The 24,494-nt window shown below is 71.0% G+C and carries 22 protein-coding genes, 1 tRNA gene and 2 pseudogenes; 16 read left to right on the forward strand and 9 right to left on the reverse strand.

Annotation, left to right across the window (positions count from 1 at the left end; all coding sequences use genetic code 11):
- From AB0O67_RS16285 to AB0O67_RS16300, 4 genes and pseudogenes are all read left to right on the forward strand, one after another.
- Positions 1-254, forward strand: a pseudogene (locus AB0O67_RS16285) (hypothetical protein); the annotation flags it as partial.
- Positions 251-1,384, forward strand: coding sequence for a hypothetical protein (locus AB0O67_RS16290; protein WP_365450441.1), 1,134 nt, complete (start codon positions 251-253; stop codon positions 1,382-1,384). The pseudogene AB0O67_RS16285 and the gene AB0O67_RS16290, both read left to right, overlap by 4 nt.
- 112 nt (positions 1,385-1,496) lie before the next feature.
- Complete coding sequence (locus AB0O67_RS16295; protein WP_365450444.1) at positions 1,497-1,985, forward strand: roadblock/LC7 domain-containing protein; 489 nt, start codon at positions 1,497-1,499, stop codon at positions 1,983-1,985.
- A 17-nt stretch (positions 1,986-2,002) separates the two neighbouring features.
- Positions 2,003-2,377, forward strand: coding sequence for a hypothetical protein (locus AB0O67_RS16300; RefSeq protein WP_365450446.1), 375 nt, complete (start codon positions 2,003-2,005; stop codon positions 2,375-2,377).
- 9 nt (positions 2,378-2,386) lie between these two features.
- On the opposite strand, the gene AB0O67_RS16305 is transcribed toward AB0O67_RS16300, so the two are convergent.
- From AB0O67_RS16305 to AB0O67_RS16315, 3 genes are all read right to left on the reverse strand, one after another.
- Positions 2,387-2,968, reverse strand: a complete 582-nt coding sequence (locus AB0O67_RS16305; RefSeq protein ID WP_365450448.1) for a hypothetical protein — start codon at positions 2,966-2,968, stop codon at positions 2,387-2,389.
- 117 nt (positions 2,969-3,085) lie between these two features.
- On the reverse strand, positions 3,086-3,946 hold the full coding sequence (locus tag AB0O67_RS16310) for a MurR/RpiR family transcriptional regulator (protein WP_365450450.1): 861 nt from the start codon (positions 3,944-3,946) through the stop codon (positions 3,086-3,088).
- Positions 3,943-5,451, reverse strand: coding sequence for an aromatic amino acid ammonia-lyase (locus tag AB0O67_RS16315; RefSeq protein WP_365450453.1), 1,509 nt, complete (start codon positions 5,449-5,451; stop codon positions 3,943-3,945). The genes AB0O67_RS16310 and AB0O67_RS16315 overlap by 4 nt, the downstream gene beginning before the upstream one ends.
- Positions 5,452-5,592: 141 nt before the next feature.
- Here AB0O67_RS16315 and AB0O67_RS16320 point away from each other — a divergent pair, with 141 nt between their 5' ends.
- The 5 genes from AB0O67_RS16320 (at position 5,593) to AB0O67_RS16340 (ending at position 9,377) form a co-directional block, all read left to right on the forward strand.
- Positions 5,593-6,624: an ABC transporter ATP-binding protein gene (locus AB0O67_RS16320; protein ID WP_365450455.1), complete on the forward strand. Its 1,032-nt coding sequence runs from the start codon at positions 5,593-5,595 to the stop codon at positions 6,622-6,624.
- Positions 6,621-7,262, forward strand: coding sequence for an ABC transporter permease (locus AB0O67_RS16325; RefSeq protein WP_365450457.1), 642 nt, complete (start codon positions 6,621-6,623; stop codon positions 7,260-7,262). Before AB0O67_RS16320 ends, AB0O67_RS16325 begins: the two co-directional genes overlap by 4 nt.
- Position 7,263: 1 nt before the next feature.
- Positions 7,264-7,926 (forward strand): ABC transporter permease, encoded by a 663-nt coding sequence (locus AB0O67_RS16330; protein WP_365450460.1) that lies wholly within the window; start codon positions 7,264-7,266, stop codon positions 7,924-7,926.
- Between the two features lie 12 nt (positions 7,927-7,938).
- The gene (locus tag AB0O67_RS16335) at positions 7,939-8,877 is read left to right on the forward strand and encodes an ABC transporter substrate-binding protein (protein WP_365450463.1); all 939 of its coding nucleotides are present in this window, start codon (positions 7,939-7,941) and stop codon (positions 8,875-8,877) included.
- A 74-nt stretch (positions 8,878-8,951) separates the two neighbouring features.
- Positions 8,952-9,377: a hypothetical protein gene (locus AB0O67_RS16340; RefSeq protein WP_365450532.1), complete on the forward strand. Its 426-nt coding sequence runs from the start codon at positions 8,952-8,954 to the stop codon at positions 9,375-9,377.
- A gap of 338 nt (positions 9,378-9,715) precedes the next feature.
- On the opposite strand, the gene AB0O67_RS16345 is transcribed toward AB0O67_RS16340, so the two are convergent.
- Positions 9,716-11,104: a cystathionine beta-synthase gene (locus AB0O67_RS16345; protein WP_365450465.1), complete on the reverse strand. Its 1,389-nt coding sequence runs from the start codon at positions 11,102-11,104 to the stop codon at positions 9,716-9,718.
- A 201-nt stretch (positions 11,105-11,305) separates the two neighbouring features.
- Between AB0O67_RS16345 and AB0O67_RS16350 the strand changes: the two genes are divergently transcribed.
- The 4 genes from AB0O67_RS16350 to AB0O67_RS16365 all read left to right on the forward strand — a co-directional run bounded on the left by AB0O67_RS16350 (position 11,306) and on the right by AB0O67_RS16365 (position 15,990).
- Positions 11,306-12,343, forward strand: a complete 1,038-nt coding sequence (locus AB0O67_RS16350) for an SGNH/GDSL hydrolase family protein (protein WP_365450467.1) — start codon at positions 11,306-11,308, stop codon at positions 12,341-12,343.
- A gap of 182 nt (positions 12,344-12,525) precedes the next feature.
- Positions 12,526-13,662 (forward strand): acyltransferase family protein, encoded by a 1,137-nt coding sequence (locus tag AB0O67_RS16355; protein WP_365450469.1) that lies wholly within the window; start codon positions 12,526-12,528, stop codon positions 13,660-13,662.
- A 39-nt stretch (positions 13,663-13,701) separates the two neighbouring features.
- A complete protein-coding gene (locus AB0O67_RS16360; protein ID WP_365450471.1) occupies positions 13,702-14,922 on the forward strand; it encodes an acetyl-CoA C-acetyltransferase in 1,221 nt (406 codons plus the stop codon).
- 279 nt (positions 14,923-15,201) lie between these two features.
- Positions 15,202-15,990: a hypothetical protein gene (locus tag AB0O67_RS16365; RefSeq protein WP_365450472.1), complete on the forward strand. Its 789-nt coding sequence runs from the start codon at positions 15,202-15,204 to the stop codon at positions 15,988-15,990.
- Positions 15,991-16,076: 86 nt separating this feature from the next.
- Here the strand turns inward: AB0O67_RS16365 and AB0O67_RS16370 are convergent, their stop codons facing one another.
- Positions 16,077-16,388 carry a hypothetical protein gene (locus tag AB0O67_RS16370; protein ID WP_365450474.1) on the reverse strand — a complete coding sequence of 104 codons (312 nt, stop codon included), beginning with the start codon at positions 16,386-16,388 and terminating at the stop codon, positions 16,077-16,079.
- Positions 16,389-16,482: 94 nt separating this feature from the next.
- On the opposite strand from AB0O67_RS16370, the gene AB0O67_RS16375 reads away from it, so the two are divergent.
- Positions 16,483-16,710, forward strand: coding sequence for a DUF4287 domain-containing protein (locus tag AB0O67_RS16375; protein ID WP_365450476.1), 228 nt, complete (start codon positions 16,483-16,485; stop codon positions 16,708-16,710).
- 92 nt (positions 16,711-16,802) lie between these two features.
- Here the strand turns inward: AB0O67_RS16375 and AB0O67_RS16380 are convergent, their stop codons facing one another.
- From AB0O67_RS16380 to AB0O67_RS16395, 4 genes and pseudogenes are all read right to left on the reverse strand, one after another.
- A complete protein-coding gene (locus AB0O67_RS16380; protein WP_365450478.1) occupies positions 16,803-17,687 on the reverse strand; it encodes a Bax inhibitor-1/YccA family protein in 885 nt (294 codons plus the stop codon).
- A gap of 215 nt (positions 17,688-17,902) precedes the next feature.
- Positions 17,903-19,098 (reverse strand): annotated as a pseudogene (locus tag AB0O67_RS16385) (4-hydroxybenzoate 3-monooxygenase).
- A gap of 187 nt (positions 19,099-19,285) precedes the next feature.
- Positions 19,286-20,395, reverse strand: coding sequence for a hypothetical protein (locus AB0O67_RS16390; RefSeq protein WP_365450481.1), 1,110 nt, complete (start codon positions 20,393-20,395; stop codon positions 19,286-19,288).
- Between the two features lie 294 nt (positions 20,396-20,689).
- Positions 20,690-20,775: transfer RNA gene (locus AB0O67_RS16395), tRNA-Leu, on the reverse strand.
- Between the two features lie 409 nt (positions 20,776-21,184).
- Between AB0O67_RS16395 and AB0O67_RS16400 the strand changes: the two genes are divergently transcribed.
- Positions 21,185-21,955, forward strand: coding sequence for an ABC transporter ATP-binding protein (locus AB0O67_RS16400; RefSeq protein ID WP_365450484.1), 771 nt, complete (start codon positions 21,185-21,187; stop codon positions 21,953-21,955).
- Positions 21,955-24,489 (forward strand): FtsX-like permease family protein, encoded by a 2,535-nt coding sequence (locus tag AB0O67_RS16405; protein WP_365450486.1) that lies wholly within the window; start codon positions 21,955-21,957, stop codon positions 24,487-24,489. Before AB0O67_RS16400 ends, AB0O67_RS16405 begins: the two co-directional genes overlap by 1 nt.
- Positions 24,490-24,494 lie beyond the last annotated feature (5 nt).

A 24,494-nucleotide genomic window follows, 5' to 3' on the forward strand; every position in this document is an offset into this window, starting at 1 on the left:
CCCGGCTGGCCGCCGCGCAGCGGGCGTTCGCGCCCGTCGGCGGCGCGGACGGCGAGGACGCGCCGGACGCCGCCGACCCACCGGTCGAGGACCTGATCCTCAGCAACCGGGACAGCTATCACGTGCTGCGGTTCGTGCGGACGTCGTTCGACAGCAGCGTCTTCCTGCATCTGTGGCTGGGCCGGGCGGACGGCAACCTCGCGCTGGCCCGGATCCGGCTGGGCGAGATGGCCGGACGGCTGGTGCTGGGATGACGATGGTCGACACGACACCGCCTCCCAGACTGCCGATACGGGACAAGGCGGCCCGGCACCGCACCGGGGGCGTCTCCCCGATGCTGACCCGCCTGGCCGCCGAGCGCGCCACCGGCGTCCTGGTCCGCGCGAGCGGCACCCTGTACCTCGCCGAGGGCCGGGTGGTGCACGCCGAGAGCCCGCTCGCGCCCGGCCTCGACATCCTTCTCACGGCGCACGGCACCCTCGACGCCCGGGACTGGCAGGACGCCGTCGAGCGGGCCGACGAGCCGGAGGGCGCCGACCGCGCCCTCCTGGACGGCGGCCGGCTCGCGCCCGGCGCACTGGAGTTGTGCCACCTGAGCGCGCTGTACGACGCCGCGTACTTCGCCCTCGCGCCCAGCAGCACCCCGGGGCGCTTCCGGTACGGCCCCACGCACTGGCTCGGTTCCGTGCACCCGGTGCCGGTCGGCTCCGTCGAACAGGAGACGCTGCGCCGCCGTGCCCTGCTGCACCGCATCTGGCCGGACCCGGCGACCGACAGCGCACCCCTGGAGCGGCTCGACACCGCCGCCGCGCCGGCGGTCCCGCCCCGGCAGAGCGCGGTGCTGGCCCGCGTGGACGGTCTGCGCACGGCCACGGACATCGCCCGCGACCTGGGCAGACCGGCCTTCCACACCCTGGTGTCCATACGCCGGCTGGCAGCGGCCGGCCTGGTGGCACCCCGCACGGCACACCCCGGCACGGACGGCGGCCCCTGGGCCGAGCACACGGCCCCGGGCGACCCCACCGCCCTCGGCGACCCCACCGCGTTGGGACACCCGGCCCACGGTAACCCCGCCACCTTCATGGACAGGGCCCCAGGTGACTCCGCCGCCTTCGTAGACAGGGCCCCAGGCGGCCCCGCCGCCTCCGAACACCCGGGCCCCGGCAACCCTGCCACCTCCGGACACCCGACCCCGCGCGGCCACGAGCACCCGGCGCCGGCCCCCGTGGGCCACCCTCCCCCCGCCGGCCCCGCACCCGCCGATCCGCTCACGACCCGCACCCCCGGCCGCACGCTGCCCGGCACCCCGCTCGGGCCGGGCTCCCTCGAACACCCCGACATCGCACTGCTGAAGAGGGTCAGGGATGCGCTGGAGGCCCTTTGAACGGCAGCAACCGCGACAGTCCGCGCAGGGACAGCCGGCGCAGGGCCAACTCGCACCACGACAAGCGACGCCGCGGCAACCGCCTCGCCCGCCCGCCGAGAGGAGAGCCCTGATGGCGGTGGAACCCCCGATCCTCGACGAACTGCACCGGCTGAGAGCCCGCGTCCCCCAGCTGACCGGCGCCCTCGCCGCCAGCGTGGACGGCCTGGTCATCGCCCACGACACCCCCGGCGTCGAGCCGGAGGGGCTCGCCGCGCTGACCGCCGCCGCGCTCGGCGTCGCGGTGCGCGTCACGGACGCGACCGGCCGGGGCGAGCTGCGCGAACTGCTGGTGCGCGGCATGCGCGGCTATGTGGCGACGTACGCCGCGGGTGACACCGCCGTACTGACCCTGCTCGCCGAGGACCGCGTCAACGTCGGCCGGCTGCACCTGGAGGGCCGCCGCACCGGCGCCCGCATCGGCGAGCTGGTCGACGCCCTGCCACCGGCCCCGCCGCCCCTGCTCCCCGCGAAACCCGAGACGGCCCCCACGACGCGCCAGAAGCCCGTCCGCCGCACTCCCCGCACCCCCACGAACACATCCACCACCACGGAAAGTTGAGAGGAAACACCACCACCATGGCGAACACCGAGACCACCCTGAAGGAAGCCCTCGCCTCGATCGAGGGCGCCACCGGAGTCGCCCTCGTCGACTACACCACCGGCATGGCGCTGGGCACGATGGGCGGCAGCAAGACCTTCGACCTGAACGTCGCGGCGGCCGGCAACACCGACGTGGTCCGCGCCAAGATGCGCACGATGGAGCACCTCGGGCTCAAGGGCCAGATCGAGGACATCCTGATCACGCTGTCGGACCAGTACCACCTGATCCGTCTGCTCAGCGGCCGCAGCGGCAACGGGCTCTTCCTCTACCTCGTGCTGGACGCCAAGCGGTCCAACCTCGCGATGGCCCGTCACCAGCTGCGGCGGATCGAGGAGGACCTCGAAGTCTGAGGCCTCGGCTCAGACCGGTGCGGCGGTACGGCGACGCGCGCCACCAGGTGCCGCGTCGCCCGCCGCGACACCCGTGGCGCGGTACGCCCCGACCGCCTTGCCGGCCGGGCGGCCGCCGCCGCGCAGCCAGTCGACGCGTACCCACAGCAGCGTCTCCTCGGCCCGCTCGCGCCGCCCGAGCCACCCCGCCTTCCACCACAGCCCCGCACCGCACCCGGCGAGCAGCATGCCGCCGGCGGCGGGCGCGGCGAACGAGCCGCCCAGCGCGGCCAGGAAGGCGAGCAACAGCCACCAGCGGTGCCTGCGCCGCCAGTTGCGCACGGTCACGGCGCGGTCCTGGAGCACGTCGTGCTTGGCGGCGCGGGCGGCGCCGCGGGCGAGGGCGGCGTACCGCTTGCGGCGCGTGCCGGCCACGAAGGCCGCCGCCAGGACGAACAGCACGGCCCCCGCCAGGACGCCGATCCGGCGCCCCGTCAGCCCCGGCACCAGCACACCGATGCCGGCCGCGACCACCCCGAGCCACCACAGGGGCGCTGCCCCCGCCCGCACGACGCAGGCCACCCGGGCCAGTCCCTGACCTCCGCGCACCATGTTCGGCCTCCTGTCCCACCTGTCCCACGCCGTCTCAGTTCTTGGAAAACGCAGGCTAGCGAGGGAAAGTGAGACAAGTCTGAGAAACCGCGGGCCGCGGCGGACGCGGGCGCCCGCTCACTCCACGAACAGCCCTCGCGCCGCCGCCCGCGCGTCGAACTCCTCCAGCCGCGCCTGCGCGTCCGGGAGGTCGTCGCACATCGCCTCCAGCAGCACCCGCCCCAGCAGCATCGGCGCGCACGCCGTGTCGAAGGCGAGTCCGGTGCCGACGGCGGCGGGCAGCAGCAGGTCGGACACCTTGGCGACCGGTGCGAAGGCCGAGTCGGCGACGGTCACCACGGTCAGCCCGGCCCCCTTGGCGTACGCCAGCGTGTCCACGACCTCCCGTGGATGCCGGGGCAGCGCGAAGCAGAGCAGCGCCGAGGCGCCCGCCCGTACGGCCCCGTCGATCCGGTCGTGGATCATCGTGCCGCCCTCGTGGAGCAGCCAGACGTCCGGATGGACCTTGGCGGCGAAGTAGGCGAAGCCGTACGCCTGGGAGGCCGCCGCGCGCAGTCCCAGTACCGGCAGCGGGCGGGAAGCGGCCAGCAGCCGCCCGGCCTCGTGCACGGGCCGGGGATCGGCGAGCAGTTCGGCGAGGTGCCGGAGGTTCTCGATCTCGGCCTCGACGGCCTGCTGGTACTCGTTGTACGACGCCGCGTCCGCCGGCTGCTCGGCGGGCGCGACCTCGCGCAGGTGCCGGCGCAGCGCGGGGTAGCCGTCGAAGCCGAGGGCGACCGCGAAGCGGGTCACGGACGGCTGGCTGACCCCGGCGAGTTCGGCCAGCTCGACGCTGGACAGGAACGGCACGTCGGCGGCGCGCCGCACCATGCTGTGCGCGATGCGCCGCTGGGTCGGCGTCAGCCGGTGCCCCTCGAACAGCGCCTGCAGCCGTGCGGCCGGGCTGTCCGGCACACCCGTGTTCATGTCCCCGGTCATGACGTGCTCCCCCTCCAGATGTCCGTGAACCGGTCGAGCAGGCCGGCCGCCGCCGTCACGTCGTGCGTGAGCGGCCGGTCGGCCGGGTCCGCGTCCAGCACCGACTCGGCGAGCTCCAGCGCCCGGCCGGCCGGCAGCTCCGGTTCGGGGCGCAGGCCGCGCTGGCGCAACGCCCGTACGGCGGCGACGAGTTCGCAGCCGACGACCAGACGGTACGCGTCGCACAGGCGCAGTGTCTGACGTGCGGCGAGCGAGGCGAAGCTGGCCTGTTCCTCGACGCCTCGGGAGAGTACAGCGTGGCCGAGCGACGCGGGCGCGGAGAAGGCCCGCAGATCGCCGAGGGCGGCCCCGGCGGCGTACTCCAGGATCATCACGCCGGAGGAGGCGGCCTCGTGGTCGGCGAGGAAGGGGCGCAGCCGGGTGTAGGCGGGCTCGTTCAGCGTCGACAGCCGGGACGTGGACAGGCGCGCCACCTGCGTTATGGCCAGCCGGAAGTGGTCCAGGGCGAGGGCGAGCTGGGCCTGGTAGAAGCCGCCGTGGTGGTAGGCGGCCATGTCCTCGGGGGAGATCAGCGGGTTCTCCGCGGCCGCGTTGATCTCGACGGTGAGGACGTCCTCCAGGGCGTCGGCGGCGTCCTGGGCGGGGCCGTGGATCTGGGGCAGGCAGCGAAAGCCGTACGGGTCCTGGAGCCGGCCGAGCGGCGGGTGCGGCCGGTCGGCGGCGCCGATCAGCCGCCGCATCCGGCGGGCGACGTCGGCCGTGCCGCGGTGCGGCCGGGCGGTGTGCACGGGGGCGGCGTACGCCTCGTGCGAGCCGTCGACGGCCAGCAGGGACAGCGCGGCGACGACCTGGGTGGCGGCGAGCAGTCCGCGCAGCTCGTGCAGGGCGAGCGCGGACTGGCCGAGGGTGAGGGCGTTGCTGCTGATCAGCGCCAGGGCGTCGTTGTTGTCCAGCGGCTGCGCCTCGGGGGCGCCCGCGCCCCGCCAGGGGTGTTCCCCGGCCAGCGCGAGCCCCATCTGGGCCAGCGCGGCGATGTCCCCGGTGCCGACCGAACCGAACTCGTTGACCTGTGGGTAGGCCCCGGCGTCCAGCGCCTCGCACAGTGCGGTGACGACGGACGGCCGCAGGCCGGCGCCACCCGCCAGCAGCTGGTTGGCCCGGACGGCGAGCATCGCCCGCACCTGCCGCGCGGGCAGCTCCTCGCCGATGGCCCCGGCGTGACTGCGCAGCAGCCGCAGCCCGTGCGCGGCGGCGGCCTCGGTGGGCACGTCCTCGTTCCGGTTGGCGCCGACTCCGGTGGAGCGGCCGTACACGCGCCCGGTCGCGGCGATCATGCGGGCGGCGTCCCAGGACTCCTCCGCGCGCTTCATCGCCTCGGTCCCCGGCACCGGCCGCGCGGCCCCGTCGGCCAGCCGGACGACGTCGGTGACGCCCATCCCGCGTCCGTCCAGCACCACGAGGGTGCTCACTGCCCCCTCCGGGGCGTCCACGATGCGAGACGACATCACGCGCAAACCCTCCTCGAACCGGACACACGATCTTGCCTACCGGCCATTGGCCACCGCGGATTGCCGCCGGAGCATTGACAACCTATTCAGACACCAAGAACTCTGCATGACGTTATACAGGCGGGCAAGGGACATCTCATGATCCAGTTCGACGCGGTCCACAAGCGCTTCCCCAACGGCACCACCGCAGTCCACGACCTCACCCTCCGGATGCCGGAAGGCGGCGTGACCGTCCTCGTCGGATCCTCCGGTTGCGGCAAGACGACCACCCTGAGGATGATCAACCGAATGGTCGAGCCGACCTCCGGCACCATCCGGGTCGGCGGCAAGGACGTCCAGCAGCAGGACGCCGCCGAACTGCGCCGCTCCATCGGCTACGTCATCCAGCAGTCGGGCCTCTTTCCGCACCGCACGGTGCTGGACAACATCGCCACCGTCCCGCTGCTGCTCGGCTGGGGCAGGCGCAAGGCCCGCGCGAAGGCGGCCGGGCTGCTGGAGACCGTCGGCCTGTCCGCCGAGACCGGCCGCCGCTACCCCCACCAGCTCTCCGGCGGACAGCAGCAGCGCGTCGGCGTCGCCCGCGCGCTCGCCGCCGACCCGCCGGTGCTGCTGATGGACGAGCCGTTCGGCGCGGTCGACCCGGTGGTCCGCAACCAGCTCCAGCAGGAACTGCTGCGCCTCCAGAAGGAACTGCACAAGACCATCGTCTTCGTCACCCACGACGTCGACGAGGCCGTCCGCCTGGGCGACCGGATCGCGATCTTCCGCACCGGCGGCCACCTGGTCCAGTGCGCCCCGCCCGCCGAACTCCTCGCCCGCCCGGCCGACGACTTCGTGGCGGACTTCCTCGGCGCCGAACGCGGCCTGAAGCTGCTCTCGCTCAGGACCCTGGCGGCCGTACCGCAGGGCCCGGCACCGGAGGGCGGCACCTGGACCCTCGCCCTCGACGAGGCGCGCAGGCCGCTGCACTGGGCCGCGGACGACACCACGGTCCCCGTACGGCCGCTCCAGGACGGCGACTCGCTGCTGTCCGCGCTCAACGAGTCGGTCGCCTCCCCCACCGGCCTCGTCGCACGCGTCGACGCGGACGGCGTCCTCACCGGCGTCTCGTCCCGCGACGACATCCACGAGCACGCGAACCGGGCCCACGGGGAGGTGCCGGCCGCATGACCATCGACTGGTCGTGGATATCCGACCACACCGACGACCTCACCGCCCTGACCGTCTCGCACCTCCAGGCGGCCCTTGCGGCAGTCCTGTCCGGCCTGCTGATCTCGCTTCCGCTGGCCGTCGTGGCCCACCGGATCCGGCCCTTGCGCGGCTTGCTGCTCGGCATGTCGAACGTCCTGTTCACCATCCCCTCGATCGCGGTCTTCGTGCTGCTGCTCCCGGTCAGCGGCCTCACTCGCACCACCACCGTCACCGGCCTGACGATCTACACCCTGGTCGTGCTGCTCCGGAACACGGTCGAGGGCCTGGACTCGGTCCCGACCAGGACCAAGGAGGCGGCGCAGGCGATGGGCACCCGCCCGCTGCGCACCCTCCTCACGGTCGAACTCCCGCTGGCCCTGCCCGTGATCATGGCAGGCGTCCGCATCGCCACCGTCATGTCGATCTCCCTGGTCTCGGTCGCCACCTACATCGGCGACGGCGGCCTCGGCCAGCTCTTCACCGACGGCTTCCAGCGCAACTTCCCGACCCCCGTGATCGCGGGCGTGGTCCTCACACTGCTGCTCGCGGTGGTCGCGGACGCGCTGCTGGTCGCCGTCCAGTACGTACTCACCCCGTGGACGAGGCGGCGAGCCTGAGATGTACGAACTCTTCACGAACCTCGGCTCCTGGCTGACCAGCGGCGAGCAGTGGTCCGGTCCGGACGGCATCGCCCACCGCCTGGCCGAGCACCTCCAGTACTCGCTGCTGGCCACCCTCGTCGCCGCCGCGATCGGCCTCCCGCTGGGCCTGCTCATCGGCCACACCGGCCGGGGCGCCTTCCTCGCCATCAACCTGGCGTCCTTCGGCCGCGCCCTGCCCACCGTCGGCCTGGTCGTGCTGGTCTTCCTGGCCAGCGGCCTGTCCATGTGGCCGGTCTACGTCGCGCTGGTCGCCCTCGCGGTCCCGGCGATCGTCACCAACACCTACGCCGGCATGACGGCGGTGGACCCGGACGTCCGCGACGCGGCCCGCGGCCAGGGCATGCGCGGCCACCAGGTGCTGCTCCAGGTCGAACTGCCGCTGGCCCTGCCCCTGATCATGACCGGCCTGCGCCTGGCCCTCATCCAGGTCGTGGCCACGGCGACGATCGCCGCGTACGTCTCCTTCGGCGGCCTCGGCCGGTACGTCTTCGACGGCCTCGCCCAGCGCGACCTCGTGCAGGTGCTCGGCGGCGCCGTGCTGGTCGCCGTGGTCGCCGTCGCCCTCGACCTCGCCCTGTCCGCCCTCCAGCGCGCCCTCTTCCGCCACCGCACCGCGTAGGGAACCCCTGACATGAACCGTCGTAAGCTCCTCGGCGGCCTGTTCGCCGCAGGCTCCGTCACCGCCCTCTCCGCCTGTTCCAGCGGCATCACCAGCCTCGACAGCCAAGGCACGACGACCTCGGGCGGCGGCTCCAGCAAGGGCGGCCTCACCATCGGCACGGCCAACTTCACCGAGAACCAGGTGCTCGGGTACCTGTACGCGGCGGTGCTCACCGCGGCCGGCGTCCGGGTCACCGTGCGCCCCAACCTGGGCACCCGCGAGATCCTCATCCCCGCCCTGCGCGGCGGGGACATCGACCTGCTGCCCGAGTACCAGGGCGCCCTCCTGCACTACGTCGACCCCAAGGCCACGGCGACGGAGGAGGGCGCGATGCAGAACGCCCTCACCATGGCCCTCCCGGCCGGCCTCCAGGTGCTGCCGTACGGCATGGCGGAGGACTCCGACGCCTTCGCGGTGACCCGGGAGACGGCCGAGAAGTACGGCCTGGCCTCGCTGGCCGACCTGAAGAAGCAGAACGGCAAGCTGGTCATCGGCGCGGCACCAGAGGTGAAGAAGCGACAGGTCGGGGCCGTCGGCCTCAAGGACGTCTACGGCGTCGAGTTCAAGGAGTTCAAGTCGCTCGACTCCTCCGGACCGCTCGTCAAGGGCGCCCTGAAGAAGGGCGACGTCGACGTGGCCAACCTCTTCACCACCGACACCGACATCCAGGAGAACGGCTGGGTGGTCCTGACCGACCCCAGGAACCTGATACCCGGCCAGCACGTCGTCCCCCTCATCGCCGACCGCAAGGCCGACGCCACGGTCCGCAAGGCGCTCGCCGAACTCGGCAACGTCCTGACCACGGCGGACCTCACCGAGCTCAACCGCCTGGTCGACAAGGACAAGAAGGACCCCCAGGACGTGGCCGACGACTACGCCGCGCGCAAGGGCCTGGCGGCCACCGGCTGACCCCGCCGACGACAGGGGGGCTATCCCCAGTGCGGCCGGCGGCCGCGCTCCCTACCGTGAAGCGCATGAGCGGAATGGACGCGCGGGACACCGAGCTGAAGAAGGAACTCGACGCCACCCTGCAGGCCCGCAGGGAACTGGGCGAGGAGTACGACTCCGCGCTGGTCGACTCGTTCCTGGAGAAGGTCGAGCAGCGCATCGACGGGGCCGTGGACCGCCGGGTGCGGCGCCACCTGGCCGAGCAGCAGATGGTGGTGGCGCGGGACTCGCGGTCACCGAGGCCGACCGACTCCTGGGGCGAGCGCTTCGGCTTCGGCATCGTCTCGCTGGTGCTGGCGGTGCCGCTGTCGGCGATCGGCGGCGGCGTGGCCAACCTGCCCGGTCTGCTGGTCGCCTGGGCCGGCATCGTCGGCGTCAACGTCTTCCAGGCGAGCCGCGTGAACCCGGGGCTGTTCGGCGGGCGCCGCACGTCCGGGCAGGACGGCGACTGGGAGGACTGACCTCCGGGGAAGAGTGTGCGCGGGGACCGCCGCACCCCCGTTGCCGGGGGGCGGGACGACGGCGGTCCCCGCGAAGGACGCGGGCCGGTCAGGGCCGGGCTTGCGCGTCCGTGGCGTCCATGGAGGTCCGGGAGCCGCTCCGGAGGTTCCCTGGCGCCGTACGGGCCGGCCTGGGCGGGGAGCCGCTCCCGCCCTGCCGACACCCACCAATGTGCCGGATCCGTGTTAAGCCGGTGCTGCGCGCACGTGACGCGCTCGTACCACTTCCGAGAAGTCCACAAACGCGCACGTCACCGCGAGTTCGCCGCCGACATGGCGCGTTGACCGCCGGTTGGCCGCTACTTCGCGCTCCTGGCGAGGAAGGCGAGCAGGTCCTGCCGGCTGATCACACCGGTCGGCTTGCCCTCGACGAGGACGATCGCCGCGTCCGCCGAACCGAGCACGGACATCAGGTCCGCGACCGGCTCGCCGGAGCCGACCTGGGGCAGCGGCGACGACATGTGCTTCTCCAACGGGTCGTCGAGCGAGGCGCTCTTGGTGAACAGCGCGTCCAGCAGCTCCCGTTCCACGACCGAGCCCACGACCTCGGCGGCCATCACGTCCGGGTGCCCGGCGCCCGGCTTGACGATCGGCATCTGCGAGACGCCGTACTCGCGCAGCACGTCGATGGCCTCACCGACCGTCTCGTCCGGGTGCATGTGGACGAGGGTGGGGATGGCGTCGCCCTCCTTGTCGTTCAGCACGTCGCCGACGCGGGCGCTGGGGCCGGCGTCCTCCAGGAAGCCGTAGTCGGCCATCCACTCGTCGTTGAAGATCTTGCTGAGGTAGCCGCGGCCGCTGTCCGGGAGCAGCACGACCACCACGTCGTCCTCGCCGAGCCGCTCGGCCACCCGCAGCGCCGCGACGACGGCCATGCCGCAGGATCCGCCCACCAGCAGGCCCTCCTCCTTGGCCAGGCGCCGGGTCATCTGGAAGGAGTCCTTGTCGGACACGGCGACGATCTCGTCGGCGACGGTCCGGTCGTACGCCGTCGGCCAGAAGTCCTCACCGACGCCCTCGACGAGGTACGGCCGCCCGGACCCGCCCGAGTACACCGAGCCCTCGGGGTCGGCGCCGACGACCTTGACCGCGCCGTCGCTGATCTCCTTCAGGTAGCGGCCGGTCCCGGAGATGGTGCCGCCGGTGCCGACGCCGGCCACGAAGTGGGTGATCCGCCCGTCGGTCTGCTCCCACAGCTCGGGGCCGGTCGAGTGGTAGTGCGAGAGCGGGTTGTTGGGGTTGGAGTACTGGTCCGGCTTCCAGGCGTTCGGCGTCTCACGCACCAGCCGGTCGGAGACGTTGTAGTACGAGTCGGGGTGCTCGGGGTCGACGGCCGTCGGGCAGACGACGACCTCGGCGCCGTACGCCCGCAGCACGTTGATCTTGTCCGTGGACACCTTGTCCGGGCACACGAAGATGCACTGGTACCCCTTCTGCTGCGCCACGATCGCCAGCCCCACCCCGGTGTTGCCGCTGGTCGGCTCGACGATCGTGCCGCCGGGCTTGAGCGCGCCGCTCTCCTCGGCCGCCTCGATCATGCGCAGCGCGATGCGGTCCTTCACGGAACCGCCGGGGTTGAAGTACTCGACCTTGGCCAGGACGGTCGCCCTGATGCCCTTGGTCACGTTGTTGAGCCTCACCAGCGGGGTGTTGCCGACGAGACTGATCATCGAGTCGTGGAACTGCACCGTTGTCTCCGGATGCCGCAGAAGTAGTGGTCTGGGTGATGCGGCCAGCCTATGGCCTGCCCGGCGGATCGGGCCTCAGGACAACCAAAGGCGGTGATCACCTCGACGCCCGTCACCGGCGTTCACTCGTCGTTGAGATTGGCGGGGGCTCGCTTCGGGGCAAGGAGTGGATGTACGGGTGCGAGGAGGTGGCGTCGAGGGATGACCAGGATGTCGAGGGCGAGGGTGGCCCGGCGCATCGCAGCCGGTGCGGCATACGGCGGTGGAGGCATCGGCCTGGCCGGTGCGGCGGTCGTCGGCCTGGTGCTGGCAGAGGTGCAGCTGGCCCGGCGCCAGGTGGGCAACGGCTCCACGCCGTACGTGCCGAACGCGGAGGGGCGGTACGGACGGACGTACGACAACCCGGGCGGCCCGCCCCTGCGGCTGACCATACTGGGCGACTCCACAGCCGCCGGCCAGGGCGTCCACCGGGCCGGACAGACCCCGGGCGCGCTGCTCGCCTCGGGCCTCGCGGCGGTCGCCGAACGCCCGGTCGACCTGCGCAACGTCGCCCTGCCCGGCGCGATGTCCGACGATCTGGACCGCCAGGTGACGCTGACCCTCGCGGACCAGAACCGGATCCCCGACATCTGCGTGATCATGGTCGGCGCGAACGACGTCACCAACCGCATCCCGGCCACCCGCTCGGTGCGCCACCTCGCGTCGGCGGTACGGCGACTGCGCACGGCCGGCGCCGAGGTGGTCGTCGGCACCTGTCCCGACCTCGGCACGATCGAGCCGGTGCAGCAGCCGCTGCGCTGGCTGGCCAGACGCGCCTCCCGCCAGTTGGCGGCCGCCCAGACGATCGGAGTCGTCGAGCAGGGCGGCCGCACCGTGTCGCTGGGCGACCTGCTGGGCCCCGAGTTCGCCGCGAACCCGCGCGAGCTGTTCGGCCCCGACAACTACCACCCCTCCGCCGAGGGCTACGCGACCGCCGCGATGGCGGTGCTGCCCACGCTCTGTGCGGCGCTCGGCCTGTGGCCGGAGGAGGAGCGCCCGGACGTCTCGCGCCGCGAGGGCTTCCTCCCCGTCGCCCGAGCCGCCGCCGAGGCGGCCTCCGAGGCGGGCACGGAGGTCACGGCAGCCCTGCCGACGGGGCCCCGGGGACCGTGGGCCCTGCTGAAGCGCCGCCGCCGGCGCCGGGTGCAGGAACCGGAGACGGCCGCGACGGAACCGACGAGCCACACGTCGCAGCCCTGACCGCGCCGGACGCGGCCCGCCGCCGGGGCCGCGTCCCGGTCCGCATCCCCTTCCGTACACGCAGCGTTCACCACAGGAGTCGCCTGATGTAACCCCAGCACTTCCGGACGCGGCGAAGGTGACGTCTTCACTCCCCCCACATCCCTTCACTGTCATGCGTCTGTCAGGAGCACCACGCCGCGATGGAAAAGCCGCTTCCGAGACCCGCCGGCTCCCAGAGCCGGAGCCGGGATCCCTGGTGGGACAACACCCGCTTCGTCTCCGCCGCCCTGATCGTGGTCCTGCACACCATCGGCAGCATCATGAGCCGCCATGACTCGCTGCACGCCTTCAACGTCGCGACCTGGGCCTTCCGCGTCCCGATGTTCGTCGTGCTGGCGGGCGTCTTCAGCGGCGCGGGCCCGCTCGGCTCGCGCCATCTGCGCACGCTCCTGCGCAACATCGCGATACCCGCCCTGCTGTGCAGCCTGCTGTTCTCCCTGGAGATGTACGCGCTCGGCAGCCCCTTCAAGCTGCACATCGCCCAGCTGCCGTGGACGCTGTGGTTCCTGATGTCGCTCTTCTTCTGGCGGCTGCTCCTGCCGCTGGTCGTCCAGCTGCGCCACCCGCTGCTGATCACCACGATCGTGTCGCTGAGCGTGGGGTACCTGGAGGAGTTCGGCCTGATGTACTCGGCCAGCCGGACCCTCGTGTACCTGCCGCTGTTCTACATCGGCTGGCGGCTGGGCCAGGGGGCGCTGCGGGAGTGGTTCGAGAGCCGCTGGAGCCTGCCGATGGCCGTCGCGGGAATCCTCGCCTGGGGCGTGGTGTCCTGGCTGTGGCACGCCGACGTCAAGGGGAACTGGACGTCGATGCGCCACCCGTACGTCGCCGACACCCGGCTCGGCCTCGAAGGCGCCTGGCTGATCCGGCTGGCCGTCCTGGCCACTGCCGTGGGCCTCGCCCTGTGCCTGCTGCGCGTCACGCCGAGGAAGCGGCTCCCGATGATCTCCGCGCTCGGCGCCGGCGGCTTCACCATCTACCTGCTGCATCCGCTGGTCATCCTGCCGGTGCGGGAGATGGGCTGGATCCAGCGCGCCGACACCCGCCTGGAACTGCTCGGCCTGATGCTGGCCGGCGTGTTGCTCGCGGCCCTGCTCGGCTCCGCGTTCGTACGGCGGCTGGCTCAGCCGCTGACCCGGCCGCCGGTGAACTGGCTCTTCGCCCGGCGGCCCGCCCAGCAGACGACGACGGACTCGTCCGATACGCTAAGCAAGCGCTTGGAAAAGAGGTCCGCGTCACACGAGGATGCCGGTGACCGGCAGCCTACGTACGGGTAACTTCCCCCGTACACCCTTCCCACGCCGTCTGGAGCCGTGATGCCCGAAGCCGTGATCGTCTCTGCCGCCCGCTCCCCCATCGGCCGCGCCTTCAAGGGCTCTTTGAAGGACCTGCGCCCCGACGACCTCACCGCCACGATCATCCAGGCCGCCCTCGCCAAGGTCCCCGAGCTGGACCCGAAGGACATCGACGACCTGATGCTCGGCTGCGGCCTGCCCGGCGGCGAGCAGGGCAACAACCTCGGCCGGATCGTCGCCGTGCAGATGGGCATGGACCATCTGCCCGGCTGCACGATCACCCGCTACTGCTCCTCGTCGCTGCAGACCTCCCGCATGGCCCTGCACGCCATCAAGGCCGGCGAGGGCGACGTCTTCATCTCGGCCGGCGTCGAGACCGTCTCCCGCTTCACCAAGGGCAACTCCGACAGCCTGCCCGACACGCGCAACCCGATCTTCGCCGAAGCCGAGGCCCGCACCGCCGCGGTCGCCGAGAGCGAGGGCTCGACCTGGCACGACCCGCGCGAGGACGGCCTCGTCCCCGACCCGTACATCGCGATGGGCCAGACCGCCGAGAACCTCGCCCGGCAGTGGGGCGTGACCCGCCAGGACATGGACGAGTTCGGCGTCCGCTCGCAGAACCTCGCCGAGGAAGCGATCAAGAACGGCTTCTGGGAGCGCGAGATCACCCCGGTGACACTCCCCGACGGCACGGTCGTCGGCAAGGACGACGGCCCGCGCGCCGGCGTCAGCATGGAGGGCGTCGCGGGCCTGAAGCCGGTCTTCCGCCCCGACGGCATGATCACCGCCGGCAACTGCTGCCCGCTCAACGACGGTGCCGCGGCCCTGATCATCATGTCGGACACCAAGGCCCGCGAGCTCGGCCTGACCCCGCTCGCCCGGATCGTCTCCACCGGCGTCTCGGGCCTGTCGCCCGAGATCATGGGCTACGGCCCCGTGGCGGCGTCCCAGCAGGCCCTGTCCCGCGCCGGGCTGACGATCGGCGACATCGACCTGGTCGAGATCAACGAGGCGTTCGCCGCCCAGGTGATCCCGTCCTACCGCGACCTGGGCATCCCGCTGGAGAAGCTGAACGTCAACGGCGGCGCCATCGCCGTCGGCCACCCCTTCGGCATGACCGGCGCCCGGATCACCGGCACGCTCATCAACTCCCTGCAGTGGCACGACAAGCAGTTCGGCCTGGAGACGATGTGCGTCGGCGGCGGCCAGGGCATGGCGATGGTCATCGAGCGCCTCAGCTGATTTCCGTGACCCCTGCGTGACGGGCACACCACCAGGCGTCACGCATCGGCCCGGAACCCCGCAACAACCGGGGTTCTGGGCCGTTTTGTGATCCAATCTCCCCCAGGATGTGACCTATCTCCCTCGCCACAGAGATCTCCGCAGGTCAGAGCAGTTCCACACTGAACATCTGACCCAAAGACCTGTCCGTTTCGTGACGTTACGCACTGACAGCTGGTTAGTTCACCCATCAAGCTGATGTAGGAAGTCGGGGGTCGACCTTGAACCGGGAGTACGTCAGTGAGCGCCATGCCGATCGCCCTGCTGGTCACCACGGTCGCCACAGGCGCCGTGGGCGTAGCCGTCCTGCGCACCCTGATGCAGTTGCGCCGCCAGATCGCGGCCCTGCACCACGAGCTCGCCGCGGGCCGCAACCCCGCCCATGCGCTGGTGCCAGCGGCCCGCACCGCGGCCGACGCCGAGGAGATACGGGCCGCCGTGGCCGAGGCGCTGGCCGAGGAACGGGAGCGGGAGCTGGCCGAGGCGCGCGCCTTCTGGGCCGCCCAGGAGGCCCGTGACGTGTCCGACGCGCCCTCGCTGCTGGGCCTGACCGAGAACGACCTGTTCGTCCCCCGGCAGGCCGATTTCGCGGGCCTGGAGCCGCTGGAGCCGGTGTCCGAGCCCGGCCCGGAGCCGGAAGAGTTCGCCGGCGACTCGCCCGAACTGGCCGCCGCCCGCCGCCGCCACCCCTCCCACCCGGACTTCACACCGGCCCCGTCACCGGTCGTCAACGACCACGAACGCACGGTGTCCATCCTGGAGGAACTGGCCTCGACCCACGTCGAACTGACCGACGTCCGCCCCGGCCCCCTGGGCACCCTCGACGTCTACGTCTTCGCCGACGGTACGACCCTCTGCATGACCCCCGGCCACCGCGAGACCGCCGAGCGGCTCGCCGCCGCCCTGCGCTCCGGCGAGACCCCGACCCTCCTCGGCGGCTCGGGCATCTCGGGCGCGTACACGCTGACGTTCACGTGCGGTGAGGAGACGGTGTACATCCTGGCGGACAGGGTCATCGCGTCGCTCTAGGCGGAAGGGTGATCTCGCTCCGGGCGGACGGTGACCCGGCTCCCGGACGGACGATGCCGCGAGGGCGGCCTGCTTCGGCCGGCGGGTCACACCCCGGCCCGTTTCTGAGCCTCCCCCACCACCCGTACGGCCTCCTCGACCTCGGCCTCGGTCGTCAGTACGACGGCCAGATCCCGCCCCGCGACACTGATCTGGTCCGCCGCCGCGAACATCCCCGCGTCCGGCATCTCACGAGGCTCCCTGCCCGGCTCCTCCACCGACTGCGTCCACCGGGCCAGCTCCCTGGCCAGCGCCAACGCCTCCGCCGAGGCTCCCCGCTGCAACCGGCTCTGCGGTGCCGCCCTCAACCGATCGGCAAATTGATCAATCGCACTGATCAGACGCGTCGTATCCACCACGGCGGCAGGCTACCCGCACTGTTGCCAACAGACGAACGCTCAGGCACGGTGACCTGAAGGACCGGCTTACACCCGATTGCATCCGGAGGCGCCGATGTCCCAAGTCTTCTCCGAGGAGACCCACCGCAATCTGCTCGCCCGTATCCCCCATTGCACCGGTCGTGAAGTCGCCGACTGGCTGCGGACCGTAGAAGAAGGCCCCGCCCTCCGCTTCGAGGACAAGGTCAGCTGGCTGCGTCACGAATACGACCTCGCGTACGGCCACGCCAAAGCGATCATCCACGAGTACGACCTGAGGAGGGCCGCGCGCAAACTGCTCTGAGCGCGCCCGACGACGAGAACAGCGAAAGGGCCCCGGGAGAACCCGGGGCCCCTTCACGCATCGTCACGCGTCGGCGTCAGCCGCTGTGCCGCTCAGTCGTCGCCGCTGAAGATGGCGACCAGGCGCAGCATCTCGACGTAGATCCACACGAGCGTCATGGTCAGGCCGAACGCGGCCAGCCAGGACTCCTCGCGCGGCGCGCCGTAGGCGATGCCGTCCTGGATCTGCTTGAAGTCGAGCGTCAGGAAGAACGCGCCGAGCACGATCGCGATGATGCCGACGATCGCACCGAGCGGGCCCATGCTGCGCAGACCGCCGTTCTCGGCGACGCCGAAGACGACCAGCAGCAGGTTGACCGCAGTGACCAGGATGAAGGCGATGGCGATCGCCATACCGATCCGGGCGTAGCGGGCCGTGACACGGATCCAGCCGGCCTTGTAGATGAGCAGCGTGGCGCCGGCGACCGCCATCGTGCCGAGCACCGCCTGGAAGGGCGCGCCGGACCACCGGGCGTTGAACATCTCGCTGAAGACGCCGAGGAAGACACCCTCGAACGCGGCGTAGGACAGGATCAGCGCGGGCGAGGCCTTGCGCTTGAACGACTGGACCATCGCCAGGACGAAGGCGATGAGCGCGGCACCGATCGCCAGGCCGTAACTGCTGGACGACACCGGCAGCAGCGCCCAGGCGAGGACGGCACCGACGACGACCGTGCCGAGCGTCATCGCCGAACGCATGACGACGTCGTCCATCGTCATCCGGCCGGTGCCGGCGGGGGCCTGCGGCGGCGCGCCGTACTGGAGGTCCTGCTGCGCGTAAGGGTTCTGGGCGTAAGGGTTGCCGGCGCCGGGCTGGGCGTACGGGTTGCCCTGGGTGCCTACAGCTGCGCCCCCGGCCTGCGGCGCGGTGTTGAAGCCCGCGTAGCCGTTGTCGCGGCTGAACCCCCGTCGCGAGAAGACCGGGTTGCTGCTCCTCATTTCACTCCTCCATGGCCACCCTGCGTAGCCTTGGCTCAAGAGTAATAGACAGGCAAAGGAATGACCCTAGTGCTTGGGGAGGATCTTTCCCCCCTCGTGCTGCGCAACACGCTAGCCGGGTGCGTGATTCCCGCCAGCGGAGGGCTTCGTTCCTGACGAACTCGGTACATGGCCGGAACCGGCCGGTGATCAACCCGGACGGCCGGTGCGCAAGGTCACTGGAACGGGAGACCCGTGTACGCCTGGGCGAGGTCGGTCTCCGCGGACCGCGAGGAGGCGATCCGTTCCAGCCGGGCCAGCTGGAGCCGGTCCTCGAAGGGCGTGGCGCCGGGGGCCCGGTGCAGGAGCGTCGTCATGTCGTACGAGAACCGCTCGGCCTGCCAGACGCGGCGCAGGCAGGTCTCCGAGTAGGCGTCGAGAAGGCGGGCGGAACCCGTCTCGCGCCGGTGCACGAGGGCCCGCGCGAAGGTGACCACGTCGCCGACGGCGAGATTGAGGCCCTTGGCGCCGGTCGGCGGCACGATGTGCGCGGCGTCACCGGCGAGGAAGAGCCGTCCGTGCCGCATCGGCTCGTGCACGAAGGACCGCATCGGCGTCACCGACTTCTGGGTGATGGGGCCGCGCCGCAGCCGCCAGCCGTCGGCGGTCTCGAAGCGGCGTTCCAGCTCCGCCCAGATCTCCTCGTCGTCCCACTCCCCGGCGTCCGTGCCGTCCGGCACCTGGAGGTAGAGGCGCGACACCGACGGCGACCGCATGGACAGCAGGGCGAAGCCGCGGTCGTGCCGGGCGTAGACCAGTTCGTCGTGCGAGGGCGGTACGTCGGCGAGGATGCCGAGCCACCCGAACGGGTACGTCCGCTCGAACGCACGGGAGAGTGACGCCGGTACCGCCTTTCGGGCGACGCCCCAGTAGCCGTCGCAGCCGACGACGTAGTCGCACTGCAGTACGTCCTCGCGGCGGCTCCCGTCCCCGTCGGCTCCTCGTGCCGGAAGCGCACGCGGGGCCGCTCACTCTCCGCGTCCTCGACCGCGAGCGCCTCCGCCTCGAAGAGCAGCGGACCGCCCTCCTTCAACTGAAGGGCGATGAGGTCCTTGCACACCTCGGTCTGCGCGTACACCATCACGGAGCGGCCGCCGGTGAGGGCGGGGAAGTCCACGCGGTGGCGGCGTCGGTCGAAGCGGAGTTCGACGCCGTCGTGCCGCAGCCCTTCCCGGTCCATGCGCTCCCCGGCCCCGGCCGCGCGCAGGACGTCCACCGTCCCCTGCTCCAGGATCCCGGCCCGCTGCCGCCGTTCGACGTAGGCCCGGTCGCGGCTCTCCAGGACGACCGAGTCGATGCCGGCGTTGTACAGCAGCCGCGCGAGCAGCAGGCCGGCGGGGCCGGCGCCGATGATGCCGACGGTGGTACGCATCGGGCGTCCCTTCGGTGGACGTGCTTACTGGTTGCGGTCCGGGCGTTCACTGAGTGAACTTTCCTTCACTTTGGCCGGTCTGCGTAGGCAGTCCGTCCGTGTCACTGGCCGCGCATGCGAGTTCCGCACACGGGACGAGCCCCCACCACCTTTCGGTGGCGGGGGCTCGCATCTCTGCCTCACTTACTCACTCACCCTCCCCCGAGTCGGAGCCGCCCGTGTCGCCGCCGCCGTCGGAGCCGCCCATGTCGTCCGCACCGCCGTCGTCGGAGCCGCCCATGTCGACCGCGCCGTCATCGGAGCCGGTGTCGCTGCCGTCGTCGATACCGGTGTCGCTGCCGTCATCCGTGCCGGTGTCGCTGCCGTCGTCCGTGCCGGTGTCAGTGCCGTCATCCGTGCCGGTGTCGCTGCCGTCATCCGTGCCGGTGTCGCTGCCGTCATCCGTGCCGGTGTCGCTGCCGTCATCCGTACCGGTGTCAGTGCCGTCATCCGTACCGGTGTCGCTGCCGTCGTCCGTACCGGTGTCGCTGCCGTCGTCCGTACCCGTGTCGCTGCCGTCATCGGTACCGGTGTCAGTGCCGTCATCCGTGCCGTCGTCGGTACCGGCGTCGCTGCCGTCATCCGTACCGGCGTCAGTGTCGTCATCCGTACCGGCGTCGCTGCCGTCGTCCGGATGCTTGTCGTCATGCTTGCCGTCGTCCGGATGCTTGTCGTCATGCTTGCCGTCGTCCGGATGCTTGTCGTCATGCTTGCCCTCGTCCGGATGCTTGTCGTCATGCTTGCCCTCGTCCGGATGCTTCGGATGGTCCGGGCGTTCCGGCCAGTCATGCTTGCCCGGCTTCCAGATGTCGTGATTCTCGACATCCCAGTACTTGTAGCTGACGCGGTGACTCTCCCAGTAGTAGTAGTCGTTCCGCGACTCCCAGCAGTAATACCGCTTAGGGCCCTTCCATATGTAATAGACCTCGAAGTGCTCGTCCCAATAGAACTTGTGGTTGTACTTGCCCCAGCAGTACCACTGCTTGTGCTTGTTGTCCCACGAGCGCTTGCTCTTCTTCTTCCAGCAGTACTTCTTCCCCTTTCCCTTACCCTTGCTCTTGCCCTTCTTCTTGTGCTTGTCCTTGTGATCGCCGTCGACCAGGGTCGTGGCCGAGGTCTCCTGCATCGGAGCGGCCGACGCAGCCGCGGTCGGCAGGAGGACGCCTCCGGCGACTGCCACGGCGGACGCCACCGTGGTGCCGATAATCGTCCGGCGCTTGCGAATGACGTTTTCGCGGGTGCTGATGTTCCGAGCCATTTCTCTACTCCTAAGAAGTGTGGAATTTCAGTTCCGTGATTTTCCTGGCCGGTGCCTCGTTTTTCTTCGGTGATCCCGGTGAGGCCCGCACTTCAAGTAGGCCGGAACAGCGCGAGCAGGTCACGTTCCGGGAACTCGGGACTTGACGGGCCGCGCAAAGGAGGGGTATACGCGGGAGCGACACCGACTGCCATGCCGCCGTGGGACCACGTCGGCCGCCGGCCGTCCGGCGACACCGGAGACGAACGGACCCCCGGCTCCCCAGCAGAGGGGACGGGGGTCGGCCAGACGGGGTGGTGCCCGGAACCGGACTTGAACCGGTACGCCCGCGAGGGGCAGCGAGGTTTAAGCTCGCCGTGTCTGCATTCCACCATCCGGGCAGGCCATGGGTTCCGCGTCGAGGTCCCGAGCCTATCGGGACGCGTCCCCCGAACAGCGGAAGGACGGCCCCATGTTGTCTTATTTTATTGACGCCTGAGGGTGCATCAGCACTCGGAACAAGCCGTCCGCACTTGGCCGACAGCCTTGCGTGCGACTGTCGGCCGCGCATGCGGAATGACGGAATTTCACCGCCCGAACGAGGGGGCTCCACCCGTTCTCGACAGATGGTCCGCACGACGGACCCCGTAGGGCCCGCCCGTCATCCCCAGGTATGACGCGGGCACCCGCAGTGCGACTGGAGACTGCCCCAGGAACCGGAACAACGGCTGACTACACGGCGCCGATCGGCCGAGACGATGGAGCACGTCCCGAGAACCACCCCCGTCGTCCCTACAGGAGCGCCACCCCGTGACCACCACACCCGTCGCCGGCCGGACCACCGCCGTGGCCGCGCGCGCCACGGATCTGTCGAAGATCTACGGACAGGGCGAGACCCAGGTGGTCGCCCTGGACCGGGTCTCCGTCGAGTTCCGGCAGGCCGAGTTCACCGCGATCATGGGCCCCTCCGGCTCCGGCAAGTCCACCCTGATGCACTGCGTCGCCGGCCTGGACACCTTCTCCTCCGGTTCGGTGCGCATCGGCGACACCGAGCTGGGCTCGCTGAAGGACAAGCAGCTCACCAGGTTGCGCCGCGACAAGATCGGCTTCATCTTCCAGGCGTTCAACCTGCTGCCGACGCTGACCGCCCTGGAGAACATCACCCTCCCGATGGACATCGCGGGCCGCAAGGCCGACAAGCAGTGGGTGGATTCGGTCATCCGGATGGTCGGCCTCGCCGACCGGCTCGGCCACCGCCCCGCCCAGCTCTCCGGCGGCCAGCAGCAGCGCGTCGCCGTGGCCCGCGCGCTGGCCTCCAAGCCCGAGATCATCTTCGGCGACGAGCCGACCGGAAACCTCGACTCGCGCTCCGGCGCCGAGGTGCTGGGCTTCCTGCGCAACTCCGTACGGGAGTTGGGGCAGACCGTGGTGATGGTGACCCACGACCCGGTGGCCGCGGCCTACGCGGACCGCGTGGTGTTCCTGGCGGACGGCCGGATCGTCGACGAGATGTACGGCCCGACCGCGGACAACGTGCTCGACTTCATGAAGCAGTTCGACGCGAAGGGCCGCACCAGCTGATGTTCCGCACCGCCCTGCGCAACGTACTCGCGCACAAGGCCCGGCTGCTGATGACCGTGCTCGCCGTGATGCTCGGCGTCGCGTTCGTCTCCGGCACCCTGGTCTTCGCCGACACCCTCTCCAACGCCTTCCGCAACCAGTCGGCGAAGAGCTACGACGACGTCGCCGTCTCGGTCACCTCCTACGCCGACCCGGACGATCCGAAGGAGGAGCCCGGTCTCACCGGGAAGACCCTCGACAAGATCTCCGCGGTGGACGGCGTCGCCGCCACCTACGGCCGCGTCGACGGCTTCGCCGGGGTCGCCGACCCCGACGGGAAGCTGATCGGCGTCGGCTGGTCCAACAAGGGCTCCAACTTCGCCCCCGGCAAGGACGGCAAGGACCCCGCCTACACGTTCACCGACGGCACCGGCCCGCTGAAGGACGATCAGATCGCCCTGGACGAGGAGTCCGCGGCCAAGGGCGAGTACCGGGTCGGCGACCGGGTCCGGGTCGCGACCAACGGGCCGGTGAAGGAGTTCACCCTCAGCGGCGTCTTCACCACCGAGGACGGCGCCGTCAACGCCGGCGGCAGCCTCGTCCTCTTCGACACCCCGGTCGCCCAGAAGCAGTACCTCAAGCCGGGCTACTTCGAAAGCGCCACCGTCACCGCCGCCTCCGGCGCGGACGACGCGAAGATCCTGGACGCGGTCAAGCCGCTGCTGCCGAAGTCCGCGGAGGCCCAGACGGGCAAGGCGCTCGCGGACGAGCAGGCCAAGCAGATCGAGCAGGGCCTGGGCAACCTCAAGCAGGTCCTGCTCGGCTTCGCGGGCATCGCGCTGTTCGTCGGCATCTTCCTGATCTCCAACACCTTCACCATGCTGGTCGCCCAGCGCACCAAGGAGATCGCCCTGATGCGGGCCGTCGGTGCGTCGCGCAAGCAGATCACCCGCTCGGTGCTCGCCGAGGCCGCGGTGGTGGGCCTGGTCGCCTCGGTGATCGGCTTCGTCCTCGGCGTCGGTCTCGCGGTCGGACTGCGCTCCGGCATGGCCGCGTTCGAGATGAAGATCCCGGACGGCCCGCTGGTCCTGTCCGCCACCCCGGTACTCGCCGCGGTCGGCGTCGGTGTGCTGATCACGATGTTCGCCGCCTGGCTGCCCGGCCGCCGGGCCGCGAAGATCCCGCCGGTGGCCGCCATGAACAGCGTCCACGCGGCGGCGACCACCAAGTCGCTGGTGGTACGCAACTCCATCGGCGCGGCCATCACCGCCATCGGCGCGGCCGGCATCGTGGCGGGTGCCTCGACCGGCGGCGACGACGGCCGGATGTACATCGGGGCGGGCGCGTTCTTCGCGCTGATCGGCGTGATCATTCTGATCCCGCTGCTGTCCCGGCCGGTGATCGCGCTGGTCCGTCCGCTGCTCGTCGGCCCGTTCGGGGTGGCCGGCAAGCTGGCCGGCCAGAACGCGGTCCGCAACCCGCGCCGTACCGGAGCCACCGCCTCGGCACTGGCCATCGGACTGACGCTGGTGACCGGCCTGTCGGTGCTCGGCATCACGGTCGGCACGGCCATCGACAAGATGACCACGGACAACATCAAGGCCGACTACATGGTCTCGATGGCGAACGGCGGGGATCTCGACCAGTCCGCGCTGACCGCGCTGGAGAAGGCCAAGGGCGTGTCGGCCGTCTCCCCGCAGCAGGACGCCTACTTCATGACTGGCAAGGACGACTACGTGTCGGCCTCGGCGGTCACCCCGGGCGACATCGAGAAGGTCCTCGCCGTCGACGTCGTCAGCGGCGACATCGGCTCGCTCGCCCAGGGCCGGATCGCGGTCGCCGACAAGACGGCCAAGAGCAAGGGCTGGAAGCCCGGTGACACCGTCCCCGTCACCTTCGGTGACGACAAGAAGGCCACGCTGACGGTCGGCGCGGTCTACAAGGACAGCGAGTTCCTCTCGCCCGTCCTCGTCGACAGGAAGATCGTCGACGCGCACGAGGTGAATCCGTCCATCCGGCAGATCTTCGTGAAGGTGGACGGCGGCCAGTCCCCGGCGAACGAGAAGGTCCTCATCGACGCGCTGGGCGACAACCCCGCCATCACCGTCATGGACCGGCAGGACATCCGCGACGAGTTCGGCGGCGCCATCAACACCCTGCTGAACATCATGTACGGCCTGCTGGCGATGGCCCTGATCATCGCGGTGCTGGGCGTCGTCAACACCCTCGCGATGTCGGTCTTCGAGCGGCAGCAGGAGATCGGCATGCTGCGGGCGATCGGTCTCGACCGGCGCCGGGTGAAGCGGATGGTCCGGCTGGAGGCCGTGGTCATCTCGGTGTTCGGCGCGGTGGTCGGCATCGGCCTCGGCTCGTTCCTCGGCTGGGCGATCGGCGAGACCATCGCGGAGCAGATCCCGGGCTACGTGCTGGTCATCCCCTGGGACCGGATCGGCATCTTCCTGGTGCTGGCCGGACTGGTGGGCGTGCTGGCCGCGCTGTGGCCGGCCCGCAACGCCGCGAGGCTGAACATGCTGAACGCGATCAAGGCGGAATAGCCGTA

Source organism: Streptomyces sp. NPDC086077, assembly GCF_040686175.1.
Taxonomy (GTDB): domain Bacteria; phylum Actinomycetota; class Actinomycetes; order Streptomycetales; family Streptomycetaceae; genus Streptomyces.

Excerpts from the sequence above, each read along its gene's own strand:
- AB0O67_RS16290 (WP_365450441.1), top strand. The coding sequence starts at position 251 with ATGACGATGGTCGACACGACACCGCCTCCCAGACTGCCGATACGGGAC.
- AB0O67_RS16295 (WP_365450444.1), top strand. The coding sequence starts at position 1,497 with ATGGCGGTGGAACCCCCGATCCTCGACGAACTGCACCGGCTGAGAGCC.
- AB0O67_RS16300 (WP_365450446.1), top strand. The coding sequence starts at position 2,003 with ATGGCGAACACCGAGACCACCCTGAAGGAAGCCCTCGCCTCGATCGAG.
- AB0O67_RS16305 (WP_365450448.1), bottom strand. The coding sequence starts at position 2,968 with ATGGTGCGCGGAGGTCAGGGACTGGCCCGGGTGGCCTGCGTCGTGCGG.
- AB0O67_RS16310 (WP_365450450.1), bottom strand. The coding sequence starts at position 3,946 with ATGACCGGGGACATGAACACGGGTGTGCCGGACAGCCCGGCCGCACGG.
- AB0O67_RS16315 (WP_365450453.1), bottom strand. The coding sequence starts at position 5,451 with ATGTCGTCTCGCATCGTGGACGCCCCGGAGGGGGCAGTGAGCACCCTC.
- AB0O67_RS16320 (WP_365450455.1), top strand. The coding sequence starts at position 5,593 with ATGATCCAGTTCGACGCGGTCCACAAGCGCTTCCCCAACGGCACCACC.
- AB0O67_RS16325 (WP_365450457.1), top strand. The coding sequence starts at position 6,621 with ATGACCATCGACTGGTCGTGGATATCCGACCACACCGACGACCTCACC.
- AB0O67_RS16330 (WP_365450460.1), top strand. The coding sequence starts at position 7,264 with ATGTACGAACTCTTCACGAACCTCGGCTCCTGGCTGACCAGCGGCGAG.
- AB0O67_RS16335 (WP_365450463.1), top strand. The coding sequence starts at position 7,939 with ATGAACCGTCGTAAGCTCCTCGGCGGCCTGTTCGCCGCAGGCTCCGTC.
- AB0O67_RS16340 (WP_365450532.1), top strand. The coding sequence starts at position 8,952 with ATGGACGCGCGGGACACCGAGCTGAAGAAGGAACTCGACGCCACCCTG.
- AB0O67_RS16350 (WP_365450467.1), top strand. The coding sequence starts at position 11,306 with ATGACCAGGATGTCGAGGGCGAGGGTGGCCCGGCGCATCGCAGCCGGT.
- AB0O67_RS16355 (WP_365450469.1), top strand. The coding sequence starts at position 12,526 with ATGGAAAAGCCGCTTCCGAGACCCGCCGGCTCCCAGAGCCGGAGCCGG.
- AB0O67_RS16360 (WP_365450471.1), top strand. The coding sequence starts at position 13,702 with ATGCCCGAAGCCGTGATCGTCTCTGCCGCCCGCTCCCCCATCGGCCGC.
- AB0O67_RS16375 (WP_365450476.1), top strand. The coding sequence starts at position 16,483 with ATGTCCCAAGTCTTCTCCGAGGAGACCCACCGCAATCTGCTCGCCCGT.
- AB0O67_RS16380 (WP_365450478.1), bottom strand. The coding sequence starts at position 17,687 with ATGAGGAGCAGCAACCCGGTCTTCTCGCGACGGGGGTTCAGCCGCGAC.
- AB0O67_RS16390 (WP_365450481.1), bottom strand. The coding sequence starts at position 20,395 with ATGGCTCGGAACATCAGCACCCGCGAAAACGTCATTCGCAAGCGCCGG.
- AB0O67_RS16405 (WP_365450486.1), top strand. The coding sequence starts at position 21,955 with ATGTTCCGCACCGCCCTGCGCAACGTACTCGCGCACAAGGCCCGGCTG.